23 protein-coding genes are annotated in these 24,769 nt (G+C 69.5%); 9 read left to right on the top strand and 14 right to left on the bottom strand.

The annotated features are described in order from the left end of the window. Positions 1 to 59 precede the first annotated feature (59 nt). Positions 60 to 236 (bottom strand): hypothetical protein, encoded by a 177-nt coding sequence (locus tag ACPCUW_RS00975; protein ID WP_423423404.1) that lies wholly within the window; start codon positions 234 to 236, stop codon positions 60 to 62. Between the two features lie 204 nt (positions 237 to 440). On the opposite strand from ACPCUW_RS00975, the gene ACPCUW_RS00980 reads away from it, so the two are divergent. Next, positions 441 to 1,421: an SDR family NAD(P)-dependent oxidoreductase gene (locus ACPCUW_RS00980; protein ID WP_063012671.1), complete on the top strand. Its 981-nt coding sequence runs from the start codon at positions 441 to 443 to the stop codon at positions 1,419 to 1,421. A gap of 71 nt (positions 1,422 to 1,492) precedes the next feature. Here ACPCUW_RS00980 and ACPCUW_RS00985 read toward each other — a convergent pair whose 3' ends face one another. From ACPCUW_RS00985 to ACPCUW_RS01000, 4 genes are all read right to left on the bottom strand, one after another. Then, complete coding sequence (locus ACPCUW_RS00985; protein WP_423423540.1) at positions 1,493 to 2,389, bottom strand: sucrase ferredoxin; 897 nt, start codon at positions 2,387 to 2,389, stop codon at positions 1,493 to 1,495. A 65-nt stretch (positions 2,390 to 2,454) separates the two neighbouring features. Further along, positions 2,455 to 3,222, bottom strand: coding sequence for an alpha/beta fold hydrolase (locus ACPCUW_RS00990; protein ID WP_423423541.1), 768 nt, complete (start codon positions 3,220 to 3,222; stop codon positions 2,455 to 2,457). Between the two features lie 90 nt (positions 3,223 to 3,312). Next, on the bottom strand, positions 3,313 to 4,917 hold the full coding sequence (locus ACPCUW_RS00995) for a DNA polymerase Y family protein (RefSeq protein WP_104393654.1): 1,605 nt from the start codon (positions 4,915 to 4,917) through the stop codon (positions 3,313 to 3,315). Further along, positions 4,917 to 5,648, bottom strand: coding sequence for a hypothetical protein (locus ACPCUW_RS01000; protein WP_423423405.1), 732 nt, complete (start codon positions 5,646 to 5,648; stop codon positions 4,917 to 4,919). The genes ACPCUW_RS00995 and ACPCUW_RS01000 overlap by 1 nt, the downstream gene beginning before the upstream one ends. Positions 5,649 to 6,054: 406 nt before the next feature. Here ACPCUW_RS01000 and ACPCUW_RS01005 point away from each other — a divergent pair, with 406 nt between their 5' ends. Further along, positions 6,055 to 7,200: a serine/threonine-protein kinase gene (locus ACPCUW_RS01005; protein WP_030513526.1), complete on the top strand. Its 1,146-nt coding sequence runs from the start codon at positions 6,055 to 6,057 to the stop codon at positions 7,198 to 7,200. Between the two features lie 7 nt (positions 7,201 to 7,207). Here the strand turns inward: ACPCUW_RS01005 and ACPCUW_RS01010 are convergent, their stop codons facing one another. The 3 genes from ACPCUW_RS01010 to ACPCUW_RS01020 form a co-directional block, all read right to left on the bottom strand. After that, on the bottom strand, positions 7,208 to 7,870 hold the full coding sequence (locus ACPCUW_RS01010; RefSeq protein WP_036498325.1) for a response regulator: 663 nt from the start codon (positions 7,868 to 7,870) through the stop codon (positions 7,208 to 7,210). 167 nt (positions 7,871 to 8,037) lie between these two features. After that, positions 8,038 to 9,543 (bottom strand): PspC domain-containing protein, encoded by a 1,506-nt coding sequence (locus ACPCUW_RS01015; protein WP_423423406.1) that lies wholly within the window; start codon positions 9,541 to 9,543, stop codon positions 8,038 to 8,040. 85 nt (positions 9,544 to 9,628) lie between these two features. After that, a complete protein-coding gene (locus ACPCUW_RS01020; protein WP_305779334.1) occupies positions 9,629 to 9,997 on the bottom strand; it encodes a DUF6223 family protein in 369 nt (122 codons plus the stop codon). Positions 9,998 to 10,219: 222 nt separating this feature from the next. Between ACPCUW_RS01020 and ACPCUW_RS01025 the strand changes: the two genes are divergently transcribed. The 4 genes from ACPCUW_RS01025 (at position 10,220) to ACPCUW_RS01040 (ending at position 14,303) form a co-directional block, all read left to right on the top strand. Next, positions 10,220 to 11,422, top strand: coding sequence for a sensor histidine kinase (locus tag ACPCUW_RS01025; RefSeq protein ID WP_423423407.1), 1,203 nt, complete (start codon positions 10,220 to 10,222; stop codon positions 11,420 to 11,422). Next, a complete protein-coding gene (locus tag ACPCUW_RS01030) occupies positions 11,419 to 12,108 on the top strand; it encodes a response regulator (protein ID WP_423423408.1) in 690 nt (229 codons plus the stop codon). The genes ACPCUW_RS01025 and ACPCUW_RS01030 overlap by 4 nt, the downstream gene beginning before the upstream one ends. A 139-nt stretch (positions 12,109 to 12,247) precedes the next feature. After that, positions 12,248 to 14,089, top strand: a complete 1,842-nt coding sequence (locus ACPCUW_RS01035) for a PspC domain-containing protein (RefSeq protein ID WP_423423409.1) — start codon at positions 12,248 to 12,250, stop codon at positions 14,087 to 14,089. Continuing rightward, a complete protein-coding gene (locus tag ACPCUW_RS01040; protein WP_030513518.1) occupies positions 14,082 to 14,303 on the top strand; it encodes a hypothetical protein in 222 nt (73 codons plus the stop codon). The genes ACPCUW_RS01035 and ACPCUW_RS01040 overlap by 8 nt, the downstream gene beginning before the upstream one ends. Before the next feature lie 85 nt (positions 14,304 to 14,388). Here the strand turns inward: ACPCUW_RS01040 and guaA are convergent, their stop codons facing one another. Beyond that, complete coding sequence (gene guaA, locus ACPCUW_RS01045; RefSeq protein ID WP_030513517.1) at positions 14,389 to 15,966, bottom strand: glutamine-hydrolyzing GMP synthase; 1,578 nt, start codon at positions 15,964 to 15,966, stop codon at positions 14,389 to 14,391. 222 nt (positions 15,967 to 16,188) lie between these two features. Between guaA and ACPCUW_RS01050 the strand changes: the two genes are divergently transcribed. After that, positions 16,189 to 16,986 carry an alpha/beta fold hydrolase gene (locus ACPCUW_RS01050; protein WP_030513516.1) on the top strand — a complete coding sequence of 266 codons (798 nt, stop codon included), beginning with the start codon at positions 16,189 to 16,191 and terminating at the stop codon, positions 16,984 to 16,986. A 21-nt stretch (positions 16,987 to 17,007) separates the two neighbouring features. Here the strand turns inward: ACPCUW_RS01050 and ACPCUW_RS01055 are convergent, their stop codons facing one another. Together ACPCUW_RS01055 and guaB are read right to left on the bottom strand one after the other, a co-directional pair. Beyond that, positions 17,008 to 18,177, bottom strand: coding sequence for a GuaB3 family IMP dehydrogenase-related protein (locus ACPCUW_RS01055; protein WP_063012661.1), 1,170 nt, complete (start codon positions 18,175 to 18,177; stop codon positions 17,008 to 17,010). A 333-nt stretch (positions 18,178 to 18,510) separates the two neighbouring features. Continuing rightward, positions 18,511 to 20,055, bottom strand: a complete 1,545-nt coding sequence (gene guaB / locus ACPCUW_RS01060) for an IMP dehydrogenase (protein WP_227463190.1) — start codon at positions 20,053 to 20,055, stop codon at positions 18,511 to 18,513. 266 nt (positions 20,056 to 20,321) lie between these two features. On the opposite strand from guaB, the gene ACPCUW_RS01065 reads away from it, so the two are divergent. Beyond that, positions 20,322 to 20,735 carry a DUF5319 domain-containing protein gene (locus ACPCUW_RS01065; RefSeq protein WP_025347353.1) on the top strand — a complete coding sequence of 138 codons (414 nt, stop codon included), beginning with the start codon at positions 20,322 to 20,324 and terminating at the stop codon, positions 20,733 to 20,735. A 168-nt stretch (positions 20,736 to 20,903) separates the two neighbouring features. On the opposite strand, the gene ACPCUW_RS01070 is transcribed toward ACPCUW_RS01065, so the two are convergent. From ACPCUW_RS01070 to ACPCUW_RS01080, 3 genes are all read right to left on the bottom strand, one after another. Further along, positions 20,904 to 22,103 (bottom strand): anti-sigma-D factor RsdA, encoded by a 1,200-nt coding sequence (locus tag ACPCUW_RS01070; RefSeq protein WP_082940783.1) that lies wholly within the window; start codon positions 22,101 to 22,103, stop codon positions 20,904 to 20,906. After that, a complete protein-coding gene (locus tag ACPCUW_RS01075) occupies positions 22,096 to 22,674 on the bottom strand; it encodes a sigma-70 family RNA polymerase sigma factor (RefSeq protein WP_030513512.1) in 579 nt (192 codons plus the stop codon). Before ACPCUW_RS01075 ends, ACPCUW_RS01070 begins: the two co-directional genes overlap by 8 nt. A 120-nt stretch (positions 22,675 to 22,794) precedes the next feature. Beyond that, the gene (locus ACPCUW_RS01080; protein ID WP_423423410.1) at positions 22,795 to 23,688 is read right to left on the bottom strand and encodes a hypothetical protein; all 894 of its coding nucleotides are present in this window, start codon (positions 23,686 to 23,688) and stop codon (positions 22,795 to 22,797) included. Between the two features lie 646 nt (positions 23,689 to 24,334). Here ACPCUW_RS01080 and ACPCUW_RS01085 point away from each other — a divergent pair. After that, positions 24,335 to 24,628: a WhiB family transcriptional regulator gene (locus ACPCUW_RS01085; protein ID WP_030513510.1), complete on the top strand. Its 294-nt coding sequence runs from the start codon at positions 24,335 to 24,337 to the stop codon at positions 24,626 to 24,628. Positions 24,629 to 24,769: the final 141 nt, after the last annotated feature.

Consider the following 24,769-nt stretch of genomic DNA (forward strand, 5'->3'; position numbering starts at 1 on the left):
CTGTACTGGAGTCCGCGCCGGCGAGTACGCGCGCCGCGGGGCTCACCGCCTGAGCCCGCTCATCCGCCGGTGTACAGGGCGCGACGCCGGCGCCGCGCACGCCGGACCGCCTGTTCCGCCGCGGCGGCGGCCTCTCCTTCGGATGCCCCCGCTGCGATCGCCTTCGCCCGGGCGTCGGACCCGGCCTTCTCGTCCCTGGCCGCCCTTCGCCCGCGCAACGTTGTCCACAGACTCACCGTCGTCTCCTCCCGCACCGATATCCGAACACCCAGCATGACGCGGGAGCGCCGGGCCGGCATCGCCCGTCGGAATGACCGGTACGGGGCCGATGTAGTCCTCGCGACCTACCCGGCTCCCCCGCGCCGATGTGCGCAGCCCCCTTGGCAGCGGAACTTACTTTGGAGTAAGTTCGGAGGAAATCGACCTGCAAGGGAGCAGCGATGTCGGATAACCACGCGGCCGAACACGGCTATCTGGCCCGTCGGCGGGCACGCCGGGATCTCGCCGGTAAACATGTCGTCATCACGGGCGCCTCCTCCGGTATCGGGCGGGCGGCGGCGACCGCGGTCGCCGCCAAGGGGGCCGTGGTGCTGCTGCTGGCACGGCGAGGCGAGGAACTGAACGCCGTGGTCGAGGAGATCACCGCCGCGGGCGGGCGGGCCTACGCCTACCAGTGCGACGTCACCGATTCCGACTCGGTGGACCGGACCGTGAAGTCGATTCTCGACACCCACGGCCACGTCGACATGCTGGTCAACAATGCCGGCCGCTCCATCCGGCGCGCCGTGCACCGATCCACCGACCGGCTGCACGACTTCGAACGGACCATGGCGGTCAACTACTTCGGTGCGGTGCGGATGACGCTGGCACTGCTGCCCCAGATGCGGGAGCGCAAATTCGGCCACATCGTGAACATCTCGAGCGCGGGTGTTCAGGTTGCCACACCGCGGTTCGCCGCCTATCTCGCCAGTAAGGCCGCCCTGGACAAGTTCGCGGAGGTCACGGCGGCCGAGATGCTCTCCGACAACATCACTTTCACGACCATTCACATGCCGCTGGTGCGGACGCCGATGATCGCGCCCAGCGGTAAACAGGGCCCGTCGGAATCTCCCGAATGGGCGGCGGCCACCATCGTGCGCGCGCTGAGCGAGCGGCCGCGGCGCATCGATGTGCCGGTGGGCACCCTGGCCGAATACGGGACGCTGTTCGCACCGGGGATCAAGGATCGGGTCATGCACCGGTACTACCGGGCGCTGCCGGACTCCCCCGCCGCCAAGGGCGAACTGCCGGTCGAGGACGAACCGGAGTCGGAAGTGCCCGCGCTGCAGGCGAAACCACAGCGCAAGCCGTCGGCGGCGGAGCGGGTTACCCGCTCGACACTGCGCCGCGCCGCCCGGTTGGTTCCCGGCACCTACTGGTAAACGCGGCTGCAGCCTCCACCCGCGTCGCTCCGTTGCGCTCGCTCCCGCCGCCGGTCACCCGCGGCGAAATGTCACGTGGTCTCGCGGATTTCGTCCACGACGATCGCCGACACCGGTTTCGGGGCGGCGCCGCAGCTCGCCTGGCGGGGCGGATAGCCGACGGTTCGCGTGGTGACCAGCCACCGGCGGCCGTCGGTATGGGTCACCTCGGCGGCGCCGGCGAAGGTTGCCGGATCCGATGCCGGGGCCGCCCGCTCGACAACCGAGACCGTCAACTGGTCGAGGGCGGCCGGCACCCGTTCCCGCACCGCGATCTCCGCCACCTGCTCGACCGGCGACAGGCCACTTCGCCCACGAAACCCCTTCAGCGACAGGTGGTTACGCCGCACCTGCGCCACCGCTCGGACCGCGTCCTCGGCGTCGACCCGGCCGTAGGTCAACCCCTCGGGCAGGATCACCATGGCGGGCGCGAACCGGTGCCCGCCGGTATGCGAGCACTCCCAGACCTGATCCGGATATTCGGCCGCCAGCCGGGCCGCGATCGGACGTCCCAGCCGGGCGCAACACTGATCGCGCTTACCGTGTGCGCACACCAGGGTCAGCGGATCGGTCACGCGTTCACCGATTCCCGGCGCGGGACCGTTCAGCACGTGCAGATCGATATCGAGAAGTTGTTCCGGATCGGTGACGGTCAGACGTTCGCACCACGAACCCTGTGGCCGGGAGGCGGCGAGCAGAACCGTTCGCACACCGGTGAATTCGCCGCGACCGGGACGCCGGATGAGGGTGGGACGGACGCGCGCGGCCTTGGTGCGGGCGGCCAGTTCGGCGGTGAGCTCGGCACCGAGGACCGCATCGCCGATCACATCGCGGCCCCAGGCGCCGGGTTGTTCGATACACAGCCAGCCGCTCACCCGGGTCGCGCTGCCCGGCAGGGGAATATCGGCCGCTGCCGCCGAACACGGCAGCCCGTCGAAATTGCTCGCGGGCGCCTGCGAGGTGGGTGGTGCGGAACGGGAATCGGCCCCCACGTTCAGCGCTCCAGGAACGGCAGCACCACCGAAGCGAACTCCCGATACCGGTCGCGGTGGATGCTGTGCCCGCAGGTGAAGGCCTCGACCCGGCAGTCCGGGACGCTGGCGCGGAAGATCTCCAACTTCTCCGGATCGACCATGCCGCCGGGACCGCCGCGCAACAACACTGTGGCTGCGGTGATATCCGCCAGCCGCTCCCACCATTCCGGATGCGGTTTGCGGAACTGCTCGAGCGCCGGAGTGGTCATCGACCGGTCGAAGGCCAGAACCGCACGCGGATGACGCAGCAGACTGGTGGTGGCATGCCACAGTTCCGGCACGGACGGCAGCCGCCGGGTGAGAGTGAGTTGTTCGTCACCGGAACGCAGCGGCAGCGGCTGTTCCTCGAGGACCAGCCGCCGGACCAGCGCCGGCCGTTCGATGGCCATCCACGAGCAGGCGTATCCGCCGAGCGAATGCCCGACCAGATCGACGGTGGCCAGTTCCAGCCGATCGCACAGGCGCAGCAGATCCGTGCCGAAATCCTCGAACCGGTAGGAGGCGGTGTGTTCGCTGCGGCCGTGTCCGCGCAGATCGGGAATGATCACCCGGCGTCCGGATCGGATCAGCGCGGTGGCGAAGCGATCCCAGGTGTGGCCGTCGCCACCCATCCCGTGCACCAGCACCACCGGGACCTCCGAGAGCGGATGCGGCGTCGGCGCGCTGCCCGAATCCCGATAGGCGATCTGCACCCCCGCCAGGGGCACCCGGATGACGTTCGACTCCACGATCAGCCAGGGTACGTCGCCGCGGGCGCCGTCGCCGCAGCCTGTGGGGTTTTCCATAGCCCGCGCCCAGGGGCATCGGCGGCGCCGGCACTATTCGTAGAGTCCCTCCACGTGCCAGATGTGGTCGTAGCCGAGCAACAGTAGAGCACGCTCCTCCGTGTCGAGCAGGATCTGCGTGCGGACGGCGCCTCCGGAATCGCCGGTGGCCCACCAGCGTTCGTCCAGCAGCCAGGGGCCGGCCCAGCCCGCGACCCGCCACGACTTGCTGCCCCAGTGCAATTCGGCCGGTTCGGCGGTGAACATGCCGCGGTCGGTGAGCCAGATCGGGCTGCCGTCGCCGGACTCCAGCCGGACCTCGGGATGGTTGACCAGCACCACCGCGGGCGCCGGTTGCGGCAGCCGGCCCGGCCACGGCAGGCCGGGATCGGCGGCGGGAACCACTTCCTCACCGAAGGTGATCAAGGTGACGCGTTCGACGGGACCGCGGCCGCCGCTGAGGACACCGATCCGCACCGCCTCACCGCCCAGCAGACCCTGCACCCGGGTCAGGGCGCGGCGGGCGCGCTGATCCTCCTCGCCGACCCCGCCCCAGAGCCCGAGCTGCAGCGCACCGGCCGCCACCACCTCGACCGGCTCCAGGCGCAGCAGCGTGATCGGAGCGGACGGTGGCGGTTCGGAATCGCCCGTCCGCCCGCGTTTTCCGTTGGTCAGGGCGCGATGGGTGAGCCAGCCGTCCAGCTGCCAGCGCACCCGGTCCGCGGTGGTCTCCGGAGTGAGCGGCTGGGCACAGCGCCAGATTCTCGACAGTTGTTCCCCGGCCGCGGTTTCGGCGTGGACCGCCAGCCGGGTGCAGGCCACCGAGGCCGCCGCCAGGCGTTCGTGCAGCCGGGTGGCGAGCATGCGACCGGCGAAGGCGGCGGCATCGACCCGCTCGATCGGCGGATCGCACCGGTACTCCACCATCAGGTCCGGGGCGGGCGGGGCCGCCGAGGGCGGGCGCTCCGGTTCGGCACGGGCACACCGGTGCGCCCGGATCGCGTCGGCGCCGAACCGGGAGGCGACCTCGGCGGGCGTGAGGGCCGCGAAATCGCCGATGCGGCGTAAACCCAAGCGGTGCAACAGATCCACCAGTTCGGCGCGCTCCGGCGGAGCCAGGCTCGGCTCCACGGCCAGCTCCCCCACCGGCAGCGGCGCCAGGAAATTCGCGGCGGCGCCCGGCGCGACGATCTGCGCCCGGCGCGCGGCTGTCACCGCGGCCGACAGTTCGTCGGCGATGCCGATCCGGCATTCCACACCGAGTGCGGCGACCGCGTCGACCAGGCGTTCGGCGGCCTCCTCCTCGGACCCGAAGTAACGAGCGGCGCCGCGGGCGGCGAGTACCAGCAGGCCGGGACGCAAGACCTCCACTCCCGGCACCGTCGCGTCCACGGCCGTCGCCACCGGTTCGAACAGACGCGCGTCGCGGTCCGGATCCGCCTGCGCCACATGGAGGTCAGGGCAGCGCGCCTGCGCCTCGCGCCGGGTCAGACCGCGCCGCACCCCCGCATCGCGAGCCACCGCCGAGCAGGCCACCACCCGATTCGCGTGCAGCACCACCACCGGTCGCAACGGTGAGAGGTCGGCCACGGCGGCCGCCGCCGCGGCCGGCCAGTCCGGACACCACACCGCCAAGACGCGGAACCCGGGTCGCTTCATCACGCCCCCACTGCCGACAGCGCGGTAGGCGGCGAATCCGATTCCGGTACAAGCCATTCGACCCGGCCGTCGCGCGGGCACAGGTCGAGCGTGCCGGTGCGCTCCGGTGCGGACCGGCCGCGCACGCAGACGTTCAAGCGCACCGATCGCAACCGGCCGCGACCACGCCCCAGGCCCGAATAGCCCGCGACCCGGGTGTCGATCCGCAGCGTCGGACCGCTCCAGGCGCCACCGGTCACCACGAGCGTGGCCCCTTTGCTGCGGGCGCGGGCGGCGAGAATTCGAGTTCGGCTGGGCGGCACCGATATACCGGCCAGGCCGACCACCACCAGATCAAGACCATCCAGCAACACTGCGGCGACCTCCACCGGGTCCGGGCCGGGTTCGGTCACCACGGCCAGCCGGCCCAGATCGGCACCCATCTCCGCGGCGGCGAGCAATCCGAGCCGCGGCAAGCCGACGGCCGCGGCGTAGCCCCCGCCGCCGGTCACCGCGGCCAGCAGGCCGGTCAGCAGCGAACCCGCGCCCGAGTAGGCCACCACCGCCCCCTTCGGCATCCCGCCCTCGGGCAGCAGCCCGGCCAGCGCGGGCGGTACGGGAAGAAGCTCTCTGCGCAGTTCAGCGCTTGCCGGTGGGCGTTCCACGACCTCGACCCCACGGGCCGGAACCGCGGCCATCCGCCGCCGCAGCTCCGCCAGCTGCACGGCCCGCGCGTCACCAGCCGAACCCATCTCGCCGACCACCTATCTCTCACCGAACGGACTCCACCGCACTCGATGCACCGCACCGCGGCATCGACTACATACCGCACCTCCTCCGCCTCACCCACCTGCGCCGGGGCTCGCATCCCCTGACAACGTCGGAAGCACCGCCGAGTGGATTCAGCACCGATTCAGCTATCGATCGTAATCGAATATACGTTCGATCCGGTGATCAGTAGAACCTTCCGACCGGTCTCCGTCAAGCCGCACCGGCCCAGGTGTCACATCAGTCCCACTGCGACTGTTCCGTCACGGTCGCGGCTGTTGTCCCCACCACCCATCGGGGCCGTCCGGCGGGCCGCCCGCCGAGCTGTGACCGCCGCCAACCCCGGTCCGAAGCAGGCCGGTCGCCCTGGTTTTCGGCTATCCTCGCGCCGTGACCGAACGCGCCCGCCCCATCGTCGGCCCCGACTATCTCGTCGCCGGCCGTTACCGCCTGCAGTCCAAACTCGGAGGCGGCGGTATGGGTGCGGTATGGCTCGCCACCGATCGGCTGCTCAACCGCGAGGTCGCCATCAAACAGGTGCTCACCACCGCCGGGCTCAGCGAGGCCGAGGCGACCGAGGTGCGCAACCGGATCGTGCACGAGGGCCGGGTCGCGGCCAAGCTCTCGCACGAACACGCGATCGCCGTCTACGACGTGGTGCTCGAGGCGGGCGAACCGTGGCTGGTGATGGAGTATCTGCCCTCGCGCAGCGTCGCCAAGGCACTCGCGCTGGCCGACACCCTCTCCCCCATCGAGGTCGCGCAGATCGGCGCGCAGGTGGCCGACGCCCTGGCCACCGCCCATGCCGCCGGAATCGTGCATCGCGACATCAAACCGGGCAACATCCTCGTCGCCGATCGAGGCTCCGAGGTGGGGATGGCCAAACTCAGCGACTTCGGTATCTCCAGTGCGGGTGAGGCTTTCGACGAACCGGAAGACGTGATCACCGGCACCCCGTCCTATCTGCCGCCGGAGGTGGCGCGCGGTGCTCAGCCGGGCCCGGCCAGCGACGTATTCTCCCTCGGCGCGACGCTCTACACCGCGATCGAGGGACATCCGCCGTACGGATTCGACGACGACAACGACGTCATAGTCACGCGCGCGGCGATGGCACAGATCATTCCGCCCACCCGCAGCGGGCCGCTCACCCAGGTGCTGCTGCACATGATGGAACCGGCGCCGCAGCGTCGCCCCACCATGGCCGAGGCCCGCGAGGAAATCCTCACCGCCGCCTTCGGTCCCGGCACCGGGCCTTATATTCTCGGCGCTCCGATCCGCACCGAGGACGGCACCATTCCGGCCTGGGCGGCCCGCAATTCGGCCGCCGGACTGCGCAGTCCGCATTCCGCGCCGCTGCCCCGCCCGCCGCGGGTCGCCGCGGCCGGTGCCGTTGCGCAGCAACCGAAATTGGGGAAATCGAAGCTCGTCGACATCGACTTCACGAAGTTCGGGCCCAATGCGGCGCCGCTCGCGATCGCGGTGGGCCTGCTGATCGGACTGCTCATCCTGATCGTGATCCTCGTCGCCGCGATGTAGGCGCGACTCAGTCGATGCGCCGGCGGTGCGCCCAGCGAGTCAGCGCATTGCGGTTGGACTGCTGGGTTTTTCGCAGCACGTTGGAGGCGTGGGTTTCCACGGTTTTCACCGAGATGAACAGGGTTTCAGCGATTTCGCGATAGGTGTAGCCGCGCGCCAGCAGGCGCAGCACCTCCAGTTCACGCGGGGTCAGCGAATCCAGTTCCGGATCCAGCGGGGGTTCGGGGGCCGGTGAGCGCCCGGTGAACGAGTCCAGCACGAAACCGGCCAGCCGCGGACTGAACACCGCGTCGCCGCCCGCGACGCGCCGAATGCCTTCGGCCAGTTCGGAACCGGAGATGGTCTTGGTGACGTAACCGCGCGCGCCCGCGCGAATCACCGCGATCACATCCTCGGCGGCATCGGAGACGCTCAGCGCCAGGCATACCGGGCCGTTACCCGACGCCGAACCGTTCGGACGATCGTCGATGCCCTGCAGGACCGCGACACCGCCGCCGTCGGGCATGTGCACATCCAGCAACACCACATCGGGTCGCGCGGCGTCGATTCCGGCCACGGCCTCGGCCACGGTGCCCGCTTCCCCGACGACATCCATATCGGCTTCGCGGCTCAACTCCGCCCGCACCCCCGACCGGAACACGGCGTGGTCGTCGACCAGAAAGACCCGGATCGTCACAGTTCTCCTCACCTCGAGCCGGCCCGCTGCCGGGCGCGGCAGCGCCGAACTCCTCATCGGTACCACATCGGTGGCCGGGGTGCCGGAAACCGCATCGCGGTGGGCAGGGCCGGTACCGCTGCCGATGTGCCCGCCTCCCCCATCTCCGCACGCTCCGCCCGCTACCGCGACCTGCCCGGGCCGGTATCCGCGGTTTCCCCTCGCGGTTCGGTCGTCGCGGCGCTGTGCGAATCACCGGCGCGGCTCGCGTCGGCGGCCTCGGCCGCCGTGCCGGAGCGGTGTCCCTCCGCACTCGCGGACTCGGCATCCCCGGACTCTGCACGGTCGACGCCGGCTGCGGCGAATTCCTCTTGGCCCTCGGAATCCTTGCGAGGCATCATGATTCGCACCTCGGTGCCGCGGCCGGGTGCGGTCTGAACCTCGACGGTGCCGCCGCGGCGTTCGATCCGGGCGTGAATGGATTTCGCCAGGCCCTGCCGGTCTGCCGGTACCGAGGCGGGATCGAACCCGGTGCCGCGATCGCGCACGAAGATGCTGACCTGATGCGGTTCCACCTCGGCGAAGACGTCGATGGTCGGCACACCAGCATGTTTGGCGGCGTTGACCAGCGCCTCCCGGGTGGCGCCGAGCAGGGCGGTGAAATGTTCCTTCGGCAGGCCGAATCCGGTATCGCCGACATCCATCGAGACGTCGCCGACGGTCACCGGAGTCACCTGCACCCCGTACTGGTCCTCCACCTCACCGGCGATCGTGCGCAGTGCGGCGGCCAGGCTCGACTGCGCGGGCATGGAATCCTCGAACAACCATTTCCGCAGTTCCCGCTCCTGGCTGCGGGCCAGCCGGGCGACCTCCTGCGGGTCGTCGGCCTGCCGCTGGATCAGCGCCAGGGTCTGCAGCACCGAATCGTGCAGATGTGAGGCGATCTCCTCGCGTTCCTCGTTGCGGATGCGGGCCGAGCGTTCGGCATTGAGGGCGCGCATCATGCGCAACCACAGCGGCACCGTCAGCAGTCCGACGCCGATCAGCGTGACCGCGACCGCGATCAGTGCCGAACCCAGCGAACTCAGGTTGATGCGGGCCAGCACCACCACGCCCAGCCCGACCACGATCAGCGTCGCCCCGGCCAGAATGCGCGTCCAGGTGAGCACGGTCGGCCGGGCGGGCAGGCCGAGAATGGAACGTGGCCCCTCGGCATCGAATTCGCGCCACACCAGCGCCGCACCGACGGCGACCACGATGATCGGCGCGACCACCCGCGCCGCGGTCCCGTTGAACAGCCACGCCATCGATACCGACAGCGCCAGCCCGAGCAGCACCAGCCCGACGGCCTGCCGCCGCTCGGACGCCGTGGGCGGCGGCCCGTCCGCACCCGAGGACGTGAAGATCCACAGCAGCCCGTAGGCCACGATCCCCGCCCCCATCAAGGCCGACAGCAGGACGAACGCCATCCGCACCTTGAAGACGTCGACACCCAGATGGTCGGCGATACCGCCCGCGACCCCGCCGACGACCCGGCCACCGGATCGCCGCAGCAACCGCGGCTGTTCGAACACCGGATCGGCGCCCCGGCCGTCCGGCCCGAGACCGTCCACACCGGCGCGAGGTTCGAACCCCACGCGACCGTCGAACCCCGAACGCGCGTCGAATGCGGGCATGGAGGGGTACATGCCTTCGATACTGGCACGTCACCCCGACAACCGACCATCGGGAAATACCCGGATCCCCGATCTCGGGGTCGCCGACGGCGCCGTGTTATCCGAGGCGGCGAGCACGCACCAGCGAGAGGCTACCCAGAATCACGCCACCCAGCCCGAGCACCACCGCGGCGATCGCGCCGGCCAGCCCGTTGCCGGTACCGAAACCACCGGCGGCATCGGCCCCGTGGATGGCGCCGACGACCGCGGCGACCGCTCCCAGCGCCAGCGCCGTGACGGCCCGGGACCGGCGGGTGCCGACGCGGTGGCCGCGGGCCGAGACCGCCGACCCACCGGCGATCACGCTGATCAAGCCCAGGACTGCCGCGATGGTGGGAACGGTCCGGCCGACGCCGACCTCGTACCCGGCGGCCACGACTGAGAGGCGGGTGGTCGAGAGCGCGGCGAACACATCGAGTGCGGGCATCGCGAATCCTTTCGGTCGAGCGGCAGCCGGCTGCCGTGCGGGTCGCACGGACTCGGAATCGGCTGCGGACGCGACGATCGTCGCGCCGCGACCCGCTCGCGGGCATCGGCCCGGGATCGACGACGAATACGCCGTTCGGCGTAGCCGACCGCGCACCGCGACGTACGAAGTCGCGCGCTCGGCACGACGTCCCAGGCCGCCTCGGGCTCCTATGATCGCCACATGCCGGACCGCGTCACACCGCTGCGCCTGCCGGGCTGGTCTCAGGATCTGCTGTTGGCGGTATTCATCACCGTGATGCAGGTCCAGGGCACCGTCGTCCGCAACAGCGGCCGGCCCGAGGAGGTGCTGCGCCCGCTCTCGGACTTCGGATATCTCGGCTGCCTCCTCTTGATCATCGCGGGCACCGTCCTGGTCCTGCGGCGCCGATATCCGGTCGCGGTATTCGCCGTCACCGCGCTCACCAGTGCGATCTACTACGCCCTCGACTTCCCGGACGGACCCGGATGGCTGGCACTGTTCGTAGCGCTCTACACCCTCACCGCACACGGTGACGGGCGGCGCTCGCTGGTGGTGGCCGGAGTGGGGATCGCCGTCCTGACCGCGATCTGGCTTCCCGCCGCATCGGACGTCCAACCGCCGGCCGCGATCGGCTGGGTCTATTTCCGGATAGGCGCCGCGGTGATGAGCGCCGCGCTCGGCGAGAGTGTCCGCTCGCGGAAAGTCATTGCGGCACAGGCGTTGGAGCGCGCCGAGCTGGCGGAACGAACTCGCGAGGAGGAGGCCCGCGCCCGGGTCGACGCGGAACGTCTCCGCATCGCCCGCGAAGTGCACGATACGGTCGCGCACGCCATCGCCGTCATCAACGTCCAGTCCGGTGTCACCGCGCACGTGCTGGACAAACGGCCCGAACAAGCGCGTGAGACCCTGAAGATCATCGAGCGGACCAGCTCTCGGGCGTTGTCGGAAATGCGGGCGGTCCTCGGAGTTCTCGACGACCGCGCCCCACATCCGGGTCTCGGGCAGATCCGGGAACTCGCCGCCGCGGCCCGCGACGCCGGGCTCGAGGTCGAATTCGACACGCCCGCACCGCCTCCCGATATACCCGGCGCGGTCGGCACCGCGATATACCGGATACTGCAGGAATCGATCACCAACGTGATTCGCCATGCCGGCGCGACGCGAGTCTCGGTCGAGGTGAACTACGGTGCCGACACGGTCGACATCAGGGTCACCGACGACGGGCGGCAGTCACCCGCCGCATCTTTCGGAGGTCCAGCGCGTACCGCCGGGCGCGGCATCCTCGGTATGCGTGAGCGATGCCGGCTCCTGGGAGGTGATCTGGACGCGGGCCCGCTTCCGCACGGAGGATTCGCGGTCACGGCCCGGCTGCCCCTGGCCACGACGGAAACGGTGAACCTGTGAGCAGTACGGCAGACTCGGACGGTGGCACCCCGATCCGGGTTCTGCTCGTCGACGACGAGCAGTTGGTGCGGTCGGGCTTTCGGCTCCTGCTCGATATCGAGGACGACATCACGGTCGTCGGAGAGGCCGCCAACGGCGCCGAAGCCGTGCGGAAAGCTCGTGCGCTGCGTCCGGATGTCGTACTGATGGATATCCGCATGCCGACGATGGACGGCATTCAGGCCACCCGCGAGATCGCCGCGACGACCGGGCTGCGGAATGTCCGGATCCTCATCCTGACCACCTACGACACCGATGCCTATGTCTTCGAGGGACTGCAGGCCGGCGCCGGCGGTTTTCTGCTCAAGGATGCCGGTCCGGCCGAGCTGCTGCACGCTATCCGCGTGGTCGCCGCCGGTGAGGCTCTGCTCGCGCCCCGGATCACTCGCCGGCTCATAGCCCAGTTCACGGCTCGCCGCGCCGCCGACCAGGCCGCCGAACAGCGGCTCGCGGTACTGACCGACCGTGAGCGGGAGGTGCTGGCCCTGGTCGGCCAGGGCATGAGCAATGCCGAGATCGGCGCCGAACTGTTCCTCAGTCCGGCGACCGCCCGCACCCACGTCAGCCGGGCGATGGTCAAACTCGGCGCGCGCGACCGCGCGCAATTGGTCGTCATCGCCTATCGAACGGGCCTGGTGACACCGTAGATCGAACTCGTCCGACCGTGCCCCGAGCCGCCGTCGTCTGGCGGCCCGAGTCGAGTCGATTCCGTCCGGATGTAGTTCAGGTTCGTTTTCAGGGTGAACCCCGATGCCATTCGATGCTGCTCACGGCCACCATTGAGCTATGACCACAGCGAGCGGCGGGACCGGCGGCACGAGCCGGACGGGATTCAGCGAACAGCTCCAGCACCTGTGGCGGACGCGTCCGACACGGTTGCCGGGACAGAGTCCGGTCGCCGGCGTGGCGTCCGGATTCGGCCGGCGCTACGGCGTGGACCCGGTACTGATCCGGGTCGCGTTCGTGGTGTCGACGATCTTCGGTGGTGCGGGCATCGTGTTGTATCTGGCGGCATGGTTGCTGCTGCCTCCGGCGGGTGATGCGGTCTCACCCGCGGAGGGCCTGATCAGCCGCGGACGTAGTTCGCAGTCGTCGACCAAGACCATCGTGCTGATCGTCGCTCTGGCGATCGCGGTCACCACGATGGGCCCGGTGGGTGTCGGACTCGGCGGCTCGGGGGTGATCAGTTTCGCGCTGATGGTGGCCGGCTGGTGGTTGCTGTACATGCGGCAGCCGGAACCGCCGATCGACGGCTCCTATCCGCTGACGGCCGAGGGCGGGATCGCGGCGACGGGATATCCGGGGGCGAGCTTCCCGGGCGGGTCGCCGTGGAGCGGAAGCCAGTACGGACCCTTCACCAAGCTGCCCGACCACTACGAACCGGACCCGAATGCCTTTGCCGGCGGCCAGGTTCCGACCACACCGACACCGGCGTCGAACGACGCTGTTTCGACGGCGGACAACGCGTCGACGGCAACCGAACCGATCGTCGCAGCCGCCGCCACCGCCCCACTGCGGGTCGATCCGGCCACCGGGACGCCGGAAAGTGATCCTGGCGAAGCCGGCACCGCATCGCAGGACAGCACGAGCTCGGCACCCGAAGCGACCGAAAGTACTGCGACCGAAGCCCTTGCCGCAGAAGGTGTTCCGGCGGAAGATGCATCCAGACGCCAGACCGGTTCGAGTGCCGCGACCGATCCCGGTACCACCGAACACGCTGCCGCCGAGCCGGACTCGCCCACCGACGAAGCGCCGGCCGACGACCGACCCACGGTCGCGCTGACCCGGCCACTCACCGCCGAATCCGAATCGGCGGCACCCTCCGACGAACACCCGGCCGAGGACGAGTCCGGCCCCGACGATTCGCCCGGGCCCGGCGGGAGCACACGTCCTCGCCCGACGCCTCCTCCCGGCCCACGGCCGACCGGCAACCGTCCGATCCCGAACCCGGCGCATGTCGGCCCCACTGCGGCCGGCTGGGATCCGCTCGGCGTGGCGCCCATGGCCTGGGATCTGCCCACCCCGACGCAGCAACGCCCGGTCGCGGTCGTCCCCGCACAGCGGCCGCGCTCCCGGCTCACGCCGGTGGTGATCGGTCTGGCCGTCCTGGCGGCAGCGGCGGCGGGCGCGGTGGCCGCGGCCGGGGCGGACTGGATGACACCCGCGCGGATCGGCGCGGTCGCCCTGGCGGTGGTCGGCCTGGGCCTGATCGTCGGCGCGTTCCTGCGACGCGGCTACGGCTTGATGGTGGTGCTGGCGCCGCTGGCGGGATTCGTCATCCTCGCCTCGATGGTCGGTCCCGTCGAATTCGACCGCGGAGCCATGGGCGACCACGTCTGGACCCCGGCCACAACCGCCGATCTGGCCTCGGAATACCGGATCACCATGGGATCGGGCACGCTCGATCTGCGCCAACTGCCCCTCACCGAGAATCGCACGGTGCACGTGAACGTCCAGATGGGCGACTTCCGGGTGCTGGTGCCGAACTCGATGCGGCTACACGCGACCTGCAACGCCAGTATGGGCGACGTGTCCTGCCCGCAGGGGCCCACCGGACCGGCCGACGGGCCGATTCTCACTCTCGACGTCGATGTCCACGCCGGAAACGCGGAGGTGAAACGTGGCTGACAACGAAACGGCCGACACTCGGACCGAAACTGGGCGCGGACCGTCGTTCTCGCTGCTGCTGGCCGGGATACTCGCCCTGCTGGTCAGCGTCTGGGCCTTCATCGGCCCCACGTCCTGGCCCTTCCACAGTGCGGTGCCGGTGGGCTGGATCGTGGTGGGTGTGGCGGTGGTCGTGGGCATCGCCCTGGTGATCTCGCCGCGAAGGAAGAAATAGCCTCCGGAAGAGGCCGCAACAGAAAGAAGGGGCCTTCCAGCCGATGCTGGAAGGCCCCTTCTCCGCTATCCGTAACGACAGCCGCTTATTCCCATTCGATGGTGCCCGGCGGCTTGCTGGTCACATCGAGCACCACGCGATTGACCTCGGCCACCTCGTTGGTGATCCGGGTGGAGATGCGTTCGAGCACCTCGTAGGGCAGGCGGGTCCAGTCCGCGGTCATGGCGTCCTCACTCGACACCGGCCGCAGCACGATCGGATGTCCGTAGGTGCGGCCGTCGCCCTGCACGCCGACACTGCGCACATCGGCCAGCAGGACCACCGGGCACTGCCAGATCTGCGCGTCCAGACCGGCGGCGGTCAGTTCCTCGCGGGCGATCGCGTCGGCCTGCCGCAGGGTTTCCAGCCGGTCCGGCGTGACCTCGCCGATGATCCGGATCGCCAGGCCCGGCCCCGGGAAGGGCTGGCGCGCAACGATTTCCTCGGGCAGCCCGACCTCGCGGCCGACCGCGCGCACCTCGTCCTTGAACAGCAGCCGCAGCGGTTCGACCAGCTCGAATTCCAGATCCTCGGGCAGCCCGCCGACGTTGTGGTGGCTCTTGATGTTGGCGGTGCCGGAGCCGCCCCCGGATTCGACCACGTCCGGGTACAGGGTGCCCTGCACCAGATATTCGACCGCGGGTCCGCCATCGCCGTCCTCGGTGCCGGTGGACTTCACGACCTCGGCGACCGCATCCTCGAAGGACCGGATGAACTCCCGGCCGATGATCTTGCGCTTCTCCTCCGGATCGGTGACGCCCTTCAGCTCACCGAGGAACTTCTCCACCGCGTCGACCGTCACCAGCTTGGCCCCGGTGGCGGCGACGAAGTCGCGCTGAACCTGTTCGCGCTCCCCGGCCCGAAGCAGGCCGTGGTCGACGAAGACACAGGTCAGCCGGTCTCCGATGGCCCGCTGCACCAGCGCGGCCGCCACCGCGGAATCCACGCCACCGGAAAGGCCGCAGATCGCGTGTCCGTCGCCGATCTGCTCGCGCACCTGCTCGACCAGCGCATCGGCGATATTGGCCGGGGTCCAGGACGCGGGGATGCCGGCGAGTTCGTGCAGGAACCGGCTCAGCACCTGCTGGCCGTGCGGCGAGTGCAGAACCTCCGGGTGGTACTGCACACCGGCCAGCCGCCGGGCGCGATTTTCGAAGGCGGCGACCGGCGCACCGGCCGTCGTCCCCGTGACCTCGAAGCCGGCCGGCGCGTCGGTGACCGCGTCGCCGTGGCTCATCCACACGGGTTGCACCGTCGGCAGTCCGCCGTGCAGCACGCCGCCGTCGATGTTCAGCTCGGTGCGGCCGTACTCACGGGTGCCGGTGTGCGCGACCGTGCCGCCGAGCGCCTGCGCCATCGCCTGGAATCCGTAGCAGATACCGAAGACCGGAATGTCGAGATCGAACAATCGCGGATCGAGCTGCGGCGCGCCCTCGGCGTACACGCTGGACGGGCCGCCGGACAGGATCACCGCCAGCGGCTGCCGATCGGCGATCTCCTCCACGGTCGCGGTATGCGGTACCACCTCCGAGTAGACGCTGGATTCGCGCACGCGCCGCGCGATCAACTGCGCGTACTGCGCCCCGAAGTCGACGACGAGAACTGGTCGCTGGGTTTCTGCCACCCGCACAGTTTAGTGAGGGCATCGGCGCACCTCGAGGGCGGGCGAGCCTGCGACTCCAGGCCGTGATCGCCCCCACTCCACCGGTTCGATGCCGGTCGTATCGGCCGGTGCCGGCCGGGCTTGCGAAACGGCCTATCCGCCAGCACATATCCATGCCCGCCTTCCTCCGCGGCGATCACGAAGGCGGAGCAGCGGCACTCGGCGACGGCTATCCTCGTGCTCGTGCCATTCGCCCGTGCGATCGATGCCGAAATCCATTACGAGGATTCCGGTGGCCGTGGCCCGGTGGTACTGCTGGGGCACGAATTCTTCATGGATCGAACGATGTTCGCATCGCAGGCGGCCGCATTGGCACCGGAGTTCCGCATCGTCACCTGGGATGCGCGCGGACACGGCCGCACCCGCGACGAGGGGCTGCCCTTCACCTATTGGACGGCGGCCCGCGACGCGCTGACCGTGCTGGATCAGCTCGGCGTCGAACGCGCGGTGGTCGGCGGCACCTCACAGGGCGGGTTCAGCGCCATGCGCACCGCCCTGCTCGCTCCCGAACGGGTGGAGGCGCTGATCTTGATCTCGACCGAGGCGCACAGCCCGACCCCGCAGGAACTCGTGACCTCGCGCCGCTTCCTGGACCACTGGCGGGAGCCGAATATCCGGCACGCCCTCGCCGAGCACATGGCGCACTGGCTGATCGGAGACGACGCCTGGTACCGGGCGGTGTGGACCAAGCGGTGGCTGGCGCGCGATCCGCACGAGCTCGAGGCCGCGGCCGGATGTCTGCTGGCCCGCGACTCGATCCTGGATCGGCTGTGCGAAATCACCTGTCCCGCATTGGTCATCCACCCGACGCGGGCCGGCATCCCGCGCGCGCACGCGCTGGAGATGGCACGGCGACTGGTCGGATCGCGATTCTGCGAAATCGAGGGCGCCCGTCAGGCGGTCAACATGACCCACCCCGAGCAGGTCAACGCCGCGATTCGCGACTTCCTGCGCGGGGAGGTGCTGACCCGGCTCAACTGAGCCGGGCCGCGGCGTGCGATCTCAGGCCCGCACGCTGAGACCGACCCGCTGGAATTCCTTCAGATCGCAGTATCCGGCCTTGGCCATCGAACGACGCAGGCCGCCAACGAGATTCACCGAGCCCCACGGATCGCTGGACGGTCCGTACAGCACCTTCTCCAGCGCCGGCTGCTCGTCCGGCTCGGCGAACTGCAGCAGCGCACCGCGCGGGACCGACGGATGCGCGGCCGCCGAGGGCCAGTACCAGCCGTGGCCGGGCGCCTCCTGGGCCAGCGCGAGCGGCACACCCAGCATCGCCGCGTCGGCACCACAGGCGATGGCCTTGGCCAGCTGGCCGGAGGAGACGATGTCGCCGTCCGCGATCACGTGGACGTAGCGCCCGCCGGTCTCGTCGAGGTAGTCGCGGCGGGCCGCGGCGGCATCGGCGATCGCGGTCGCCATCGGGACGCCGATACCGAGCACCTCACCGGTGGTGGTGGCGCCGGGCATCGAGCCGTAACCGACGATCACGCCGGCGGCGCCGGTGCGCATCAGATGTAGGGCGGTGCGGTGATCGCTGACGCCACCGGCCACGACCGGCACGTCCAGTTCGGCGATGAAGGTCTTGAGGTTCAGCGGTTCCACCGACGAGCCGGCATCTTCGACGGGCACCGCGCTCGCGCCGCCGACGTGTTCGGCGGAGATGATGGTGCCGTGGACGACCAGCAGGTCGATCCCGGCCTGCACCAGACTCGGGGTCAGGGCGCGCGCGTTCTGGGGGCTCACCCGCACCGCGACCGTCACTCCGGCGGCGCGCACCTGCGCGACCGCGGCGGCCAGCAGGTCGGGCTGCATCGGCGCGGCGTGCAGTTCCTGCAGCAGTTCGACCGCGGCCTCGGGACCCTTGTGCTCGGCCACCTCGACCAACTGCTCGATGCGTGCGCTCACATCGGCGTGCCGGGCCCACAGTCCCTCGCCGTTGATGACGCCCAGTCCGCCGAGGCGGCCCAATTCGATCGCGAATTCCGGCGACACCAGCGCATCGGTCGGATGCGCGACCACGGGGATGTCGAATCGGTAGGCATCCAGCTGCCACGCCAGCGACACCTGCTTCGACGACCGGGTGCGCCGCGAGGGGACGATGTCGACATCGTCCAGCTCATAGGTACGCCGCGCGGTCCGACCCATCCCGATCTCGACCATGTCCCGCACTGATGTCTCTCCTTAGTGTGTTCTGCCACGCCGGTGTGTGCGACGAACTCGCGCGCCGGCGCCACGACGTCGCGGCGATCCCACGCCGACGCGCGTCCATCCTCCCAGCTCCCGGCGTACGCCATACGCCGGGGGCGGTCCGTGTCGGACCGTGCGCATCGGGACGGGCCGGGCGCGGTCACACATCGACACGACCGACCGGTATCCCGGGACCGCGTTGGGCCGACGCGTCGCGATGACATGCCTTGCCCCGGAAGCATTTCCGTCACCCGCGACACAGCGGCGAGCCAACCGTGTCGCCGTGGCGAGGACTCGTCGCCCTCGCCCCGGCTCCTACTTGCCGCGGCCGGTGTAGTTCGGCGCCTCGACCGTCATGGTGATGTCGTGCGGGTGGCTCTCCTTGAGACCCGCCGCGGTGATCTGCACGAACTGCGCCTGCTGCAGGTCGGCGATCGACTGGGAACCGGTGTAGCCCATGGCCGCCCGCAGACCGCCCACCAACTGGTGGATGACCTGATTCACCGGACCGCGGAAGGGCACCCGCCCTTCGATGCCCTCGGGCACCAGCTTGTCCTCGGCCAGCACGTCGTCCTGGAAGTAGCGGTCCTTGGAGTAGGACTTGCCCTGTCCGCGTCCCTGCATGGCGCCCAGCGAACCCATGCCGCGGTAGCTCTTGAACTGCTTGCCGCCCACCAGGATCAGTTCGCCCGGGGATTCGGCGGTACCGGCGAGCAGCGAGCCGAGCATGACCGTCGACGCACCGGCGGCGATGGCCTTGGCCACGTCACCGGAGAACTGGATACCGCCGTCGGCGATCACCGGCACGTCGGCCGCGCGGCACGCGGCCACGGCCTCGAGAATCGCGGTGATCTGCGGGGCGCCGACGCCGGCGACCACGCGAGTGGTGCAGATCGAGCCGGGACCGACACCCACCTTGACCGCGTCGGCGCCGGCCTCGACCAGCGCCGCCGCACCCTCGCGGGTGGCGATATTGCCGCCGACGACCTGGATCCGGTCGCCGACCTCGTTCTTGACCTTGGCGACCATCTGCAGCACCTGGGCCTGATGGCCGTGCGCGGTATCGACGATCAGCACGTCGACCCCGGCATCTGCCAGGCTCATCGCGCGCGACCAGGAGTCCTCGCCGACACCCACCGCGGCGCCGACCAGCAGACGGCCGTCGCGATCCTTGGTCGCGTTCGGGTACTGGTCGGTCTTGACGAAGTCCTTGACGGTGATCAGCCCGCGCAGGCGGCCGTTGCCGTCGACGATCGGCAGCTTCTCGATCTTGTGCCGGCGCAGCAGACCCAGCGCGGCCTCGGCGGTGACGCCCTCCTGGGCGGTGATCAGCGGCGCCTTGGTCATCACGTCGGCGACCCGGCGGTTCTGGTCGACCTCGAAACGCATGTCCCGGTTGGTGATGATGCCGACCAGCGCACCGGTCTCGTCCACCACGGGCAGACCCGAGATCCGGAACCGCGCGCACATCGCGTCGACCTCGGCGAGGGTGTCGGTCGGGCGGCAGGTGACCGGATCGGTGACCATTCCGGCCTCGGACCGTTTCACCGTCTCCACCTGCGCGGCCTGATCGGCGGCCGACAGATTGCGGTGCAAGACGCCCATACCTCCGGCGCGGGCCATGGCGATCGCCATCCGCGCCTCGGTGACGGTATCCATCGCCGAACTCACCAGCGGGGTGCGCAGCGTGATCTCGCGCGTCAACCGGCTGGAGGTCTCGACCGAGCTGGGGATCAGATCGGAAGCGGCCGGCAGCAACAGCACGTCGTCGAACGTGAGGCCGAGCATGGCGATCTTGTTCGGATCGTCACCACCCGTATGCGGGCGGACGGCTCGTTCGCCCATCACGGGACTACTCATCTGATCGACCCCTCCTGGACCTCGAAAGCACCGATACGGCACTTCGGCCCGGCATTCCGGGACCTCGGTACCGATCGAGAACAGCTGATGGATGGTGGAGCCGAAGCGTGCGACCCGGCGCCTGTGTATCCATGGTATCGGCCGCCTGTGGGGGCGACCTCGTCGCCTCCGACACAGTGGTGGACGAGGGTGACAGCCGCGCAACAAGCGCGTCAAAATGCCTTCAGCGCTGGCGCGGAGGGGGTGGTTCTGCGTACCGTGGGATTGTGCGTGACCATCTACCACCTGGCCTGCCGCCGGACCCCTTCGCCGGAGATCCCTCCGACCCGTCGGCCGCGCTCGATGCCATTGAGCCTGGGGAGCCGCTGGACCCCCATGAGCGCCTAGCGGTCGAAGAGGATCTCGCCGATCTCGCGGTGTACGAGGCGCTGCTGTCCCACCGGGGCATCCGCGGTCTCGTGGTGAGCTGTGAGGATTGCCGGCAGGACCACTACCACGATTGGGACATGCTGCGCGCCAACCTGCTGCAACTGCTGGTCGACGGCACGGTCCGCCCGCACGAGCCCGCATACGATCCGACGCCGGAGGCCTACGTGACGTGGGACTACTGCCGCGGATATGCGGATGCCTCGATGAACGAAGCCCTGCACGGCGACGGATTCGACGGTTTCGACGCCTGACCCCTCAGCCGCGTAGCGCTCGGCTCGGCACAGCCGCGCGCGCTTTCGGCGTGTGAATTTCCACACTTCTGCCGCGACGTACCGCGCGCACTTCCCCCTGAAAACCCCTGAAAAACACGAATCCGACCGCCGGGATCGGCGATCGGTTCTCGTATTGAATATGTGGTTCTAGTTGATGCCGGTGTGCAATCCCCCACCGGCCGGCGGCACGACCACCGTCGGCACCGAGGGCACCGACGGATGGACCGGAGCCACCGTCTGCTGCGGCTGCGTCGGCGGGACCACCGCCCCTCCGCCGATGGTGGTCGGCGGATTGGCGGTGGGCTGGTTCGTCGGCGGCTGTTCGTGTGTGGGTGGCTGTTCGTTGGTCGGCGGCTGCTGCTGAGTCGGCGGCTGGTTCGTCGGCGGCTCGGCAGTCGTCGGCGGTTGCTGCTGCTGGTTCGTCGGCGGCTTGGAACCACTTCCCGGCTCGGTGCCCGGCGTTCCCGGTCCGGAACCGCTCGCACCGGTTTCGGGCGCGGTCTGGCTGCGCATGATCTCCGGGCCCGGGGTGCTCGGCTTGGAGCCGGTGCTCTCGTGCTGCCCTGGATTGGCAGACTGTCCCGGCGTCGTCGGCGCGACCACTGTCGGGGTGGCCGGCGTCGTATTCGCCTTCGGCTCCAGCGACTCCAGCGCGGCGGCCACCTCGGGTGCGGTGGTCTTCAGCTGATCCAGCATGTGCTGCCAGCGCACCTGCAGATCCTGCTTGCGCGAGTTGTCGTCGACCTGAGTCGTGTTGGTGGAAGCGCTCTCCAACAGTGCCTTGGCCTGTTCGGGGTGTCCCTGGTCGATCAGCGCCTGTGCCTTGGTCATATCGTCGTCTGCGCGCTGGGCGATCGTGGTCTGCGCCTGCTGGCTGAACACGACCTCCTTCACCCGCCACAACGGATCACCCGGCTGCGCGCCGTAGGAGAAGGCCGTCGTCCCGCCGGCGATCACCGCGACCGCGGCCGCGGCGCCCATCAGCGGACGTACCAATCGCAATCTGCCGCGGCGATGGGCGTTGACCCTCGCCTCCCGCGCTCCGATCTCCTGGTTGACGGCCGCTACCACGGCGTCCAGATCGGGACCGGCCGGCATCGGAGTGTCGACGATATCGGCTCGCCAATTCGCGAGCAGGCTCGCGAGTTGATACTCCTCGGCACTGTCGGTCGCTACGGGACCGTCGCCTGCGATGGCGTCGATCAGCGCATCGTCGCGTCGGACCGCTGCGATATCCACCGGCCCGGCGTCACCGGACTCCCCGGATGCCTCGGCATAGGGACCGCTGTTCGGCGATCCAAGCCGCGCCTTCCAGTCGCCCCGACCGCGCTCGCCATCCCTAGCCATACATTTCACCTGCCCTCGCCACTTGTGACTTGAGTTTCGCGAGCGCCCGATGCTGAGCCACTCGTATAGCTCCCGCCGTACTGCCCACGGCGACAGCAGTTTCTTCTGCTGACAAACCCATGACCAAACGCAGGATCAGGATCTCTCGATGCTTCTCCGGTAGCGTGGCCAGCAGACTGTTCATCTGCCGGCTCGTTTCGGATTCGAGAGCGCGCTGCTCCGGCCCCTGGTCGGTGGATATGACATCTGGTACTTCGGCCATCGCGTCCGCCTTGTTACGGGCGGCGTTGCGATGTGCGTCGGCGACCTTGTGCGAGGCGATTCCGTACACGAAAGCCATGAACGGCCGCCCCTGGTCCTGGTAACGCGGCAGGGCGGTCATCACAGCCAAGCAGACCTCCTGCGCCACGTCGTCCGCGGAGAGCTGCCCACGCTCCGCGGAACCGATCCGCGCACGGCAATAACGAACTACCAGCGGGCGGATGATTTCCAGTACCTGGGCTAAAGCCGAACGGTCGCCCTGAGCTGCAGCAGCTACGGCGGCGTCCAACTCCTCGCCCGAGTGCGTCATCGTCAGAGATATTCCTGGCGTTACAAGTGGCACGGCCGGATTTCGACCGGTGCTTCCACCGGTCGGTGGAACGAAACCAACAATAGCGGCTCAGCTATGTGAGTCGGACAACATGGGGGATCACTGCTCCCCGATTTCCGTCCCGATCCGCAGCCGACCGCCCCGACCAGCCAGAATGCTCGCGAACACAGCGGCTTCGGCTGCCGCGCGGCGGGCCTCGGCCGGCTCGCACACCCCCGACCGCAACATCGCGGCGGCCCAGCGCAGCGGCAGCAATCCATGTGCGGCGCAGAGGGAATCGACCAGCTCGGCACCGGCGCGACTGCGATCGATGTCACCCTCGGCCGCCGCCGCGGCGGCCAGCAGTAGCCGCGACTTCACTTGATGCCGAACCGATCCCATCCGCTCGGCCGCGGCGACAGCCGCCTCGGCGTGCGTCGACACCGGCTCGGCGACCAGTCCCAGACCGGGTGCGGCGAGGGCGGTTTCGGCGCTGACCCAGTGCCAGCGCACCAGCGTCCGCAGGTCCGTGGGCGCGCGATCCAGTTCGCCGCGACAGCGCCGCAGCAACCGCGCGGACACCTGCGGCTGCCCGGTACCGAGTGCGTCCGCGGCCAATCCGGTCAGCGCGTCGCAGACCGCCGCAGCGCGCATCGGATCGGCGGCACCCACCACCGGCAGGTTCGCGACCAGCGCCGCTGCCCGTCCGTCCAGGATCGCGGCGCGCGCGTGCCAGCCGAGTTGACGGAGCAGCGACGCCTCGGTGGAGGCCACGAGCGAGCGGAATACCGGATCCCTGGTCAACCGGGCGGCCCGGAGCAATTCGGCGCGCGCGGCCGCATACCACCCCCGACCACCGAGGACGATTGCCCGCAACCGGGTTCCGGCGGGATCGGCGGCGACGGGCAGATCCGCGAGCGCGATGCCGGGGCGGCCGCCGAACGCCGCGTCGGCCAGTACGGCGGCGGGCCCGGGGTCCAGCAACCCGCGCACTCCCGGGGACAAATCCAACACCAGCGCACCTTATCCGGAGGCGGCCCGCGCTCCGCACCGCATACGGGCTATTTCTCAGCGAAAAGCGGAGGCGCCGTGTTTCCATCAGGTAAATCTGCAACGAGCTAACCGCCGGCGCACCGAAGCAGAATTCGCACGCTTTTCGGATTATTAACCTGCGCGCCCCGACGCGGCCATCCGGACTTCTTCCGCGCGCACGAGGCCAGTGTGCCACATCACATATCACACTCCCCAGCGTTGGCAAGTACGACAGATCTTTTCTTCTGCTAAACACCCTGTGAACTGGGAAAACGCGGGAATCTACGGACATGTCGCAATACTTGCGAAACAAGTCAACCGGTCAGTATCGCTTTCCCGGTCCGGAAAGTAAACAGTGCGCAGGTTAAATCTGAGATCTGCCGGAATTGCGATCACTGTCGACGTATCTATTGACGTGATTTCACTGCGCGACCTAACGTACTTCATCGCCGTCGTCGGCGCCGCGCGAAATTGCGGCGACCGCGTACTGCGATCGCCGGAGATCGGCGATACGGTCCGAGCCCGATCTCGGCGAGGTCACTGTCGCCCCCGCCCAGGGTCCGGACAGACCGCTGCTGACAAGCACCGCTCGACAACGCCGACGAGCTCGCACCATGAGGAGTTCACCATGCCCATGCCCACCCACCTCCCCGGTCCCAACGCCGACATCTGGGATTGGCAGATGCGCGGCTCGTGCCGCGGTGTGGACTCCTCCGTCTTCTTCCATCCCGACGGCGAGCGCGGCCGCGCGCGCACCCAGCGGGAGTTGCGCGCCAAGGAGATCTGCCGGACCTGCCCGGTGCTCATGCAGTGCCGCAGCCACGCCCTGAAGGTCAGTGAGCCGTACGGCATCTGGGGCGGCATGTCGGAGACCGAACGCGAGCTCCACGCCCGGCGCAACCGCCGCCGGATGGCCGTCTGACCGGCGCTCGCGAAATTCGGTCGCACCCGACCGATCCGAACCAGCTGGGGCGCCGAATACCTAGCAAACACCCGGCCACTGAACGTGGCCGGCGACACCGGTACAGGCGCAGGTTCTCGGCCACCGCCGATTCGCCTGCCG

It is taken from the genome of Nocardia sp. AB354 (assembly GCF_049538315.1).
GTDB lineage: Bacteria > Actinomycetota > Actinomycetes > Mycobacteriales > Mycobacteriaceae > Nocardia > Nocardia nova.

What these genes read in the sequence shown, in the direction of transcription:
- guaB (WP_227463190.1), bottom strand. Translation starts at nt 20,055, where the DNA reads ATGAGTAGTCCCGTGATGGGCGAACGAGCCGTCCGCCCGCATACGGGT.
- ACPCUW_RS01015 (WP_423423406.1), bottom strand. Translation starts at nt 9,543, where the DNA reads ATGTACCCCTCCATGCCCGCATTCGACGCGCGTTCGGGGTTCGACGGT.
- ACPCUW_RS01070 (WP_082940783.1), bottom strand. Translation starts at nt 22,103, where the DNA reads ATGGCTAGGGATGGCGAGCGCGGTCGGGGCGACTGGAAGGCGCGGCTT.
- ACPCUW_RS00980 (WP_063012671.1), top strand. Translation starts at nt 441, where the DNA reads ATGTCGGATAACCACGCGGCCGAACACGGCTATCTGGCCCGTCGGCGG.
- ACPCUW_RS01075 (WP_030513512.1), bottom strand. Translation starts at nt 22,674, where the DNA reads ATGACGCACTCGGGCGAGGAGTTGGACGCCGCCGTAGCTGCTGCAGCT.
- ACPCUW_RS01035 (WP_423423409.1), top strand. Translation starts at nt 12,248, where the DNA reads ATGACCACAGCGAGCGGCGGGACCGGCGGCACGAGCCGGACGGGATTC.
- ACPCUW_RS01000 (WP_423423405.1), bottom strand. Translation starts at nt 5,648, where the DNA reads ATGGGTTCGGCTGGTGACGCGCGGGCCGTGCAGCTGGCGGAGCTGCGG.
- ACPCUW_RS00995 (WP_104393654.1), bottom strand. Translation starts at nt 4,917, where the DNA reads ATGAAGCGACCCGGGTTCCGCGTCTTGGCGGTGTGGTGTCCGGACTGG.
- ACPCUW_RS01020 (WP_305779334.1), bottom strand. Translation starts at nt 9,997, where the DNA reads ATGCCCGCACTCGATGTGTTCGCCGCGCTCTCGACCACCCGCCTCTCA.
- ACPCUW_RS01025 (WP_423423407.1), top strand. Translation starts at nt 10,220, where the DNA reads ATGCCGGACCGCGTCACACCGCTGCGCCTGCCGGGCTGGTCTCAGGAT.
- ACPCUW_RS01085 (WP_030513510.1), top strand. Translation starts at nt 24,335, where the DNA reads ATGCCCATGCCCACCCACCTCCCCGGTCCCAACGCCGACATCTGGGAT.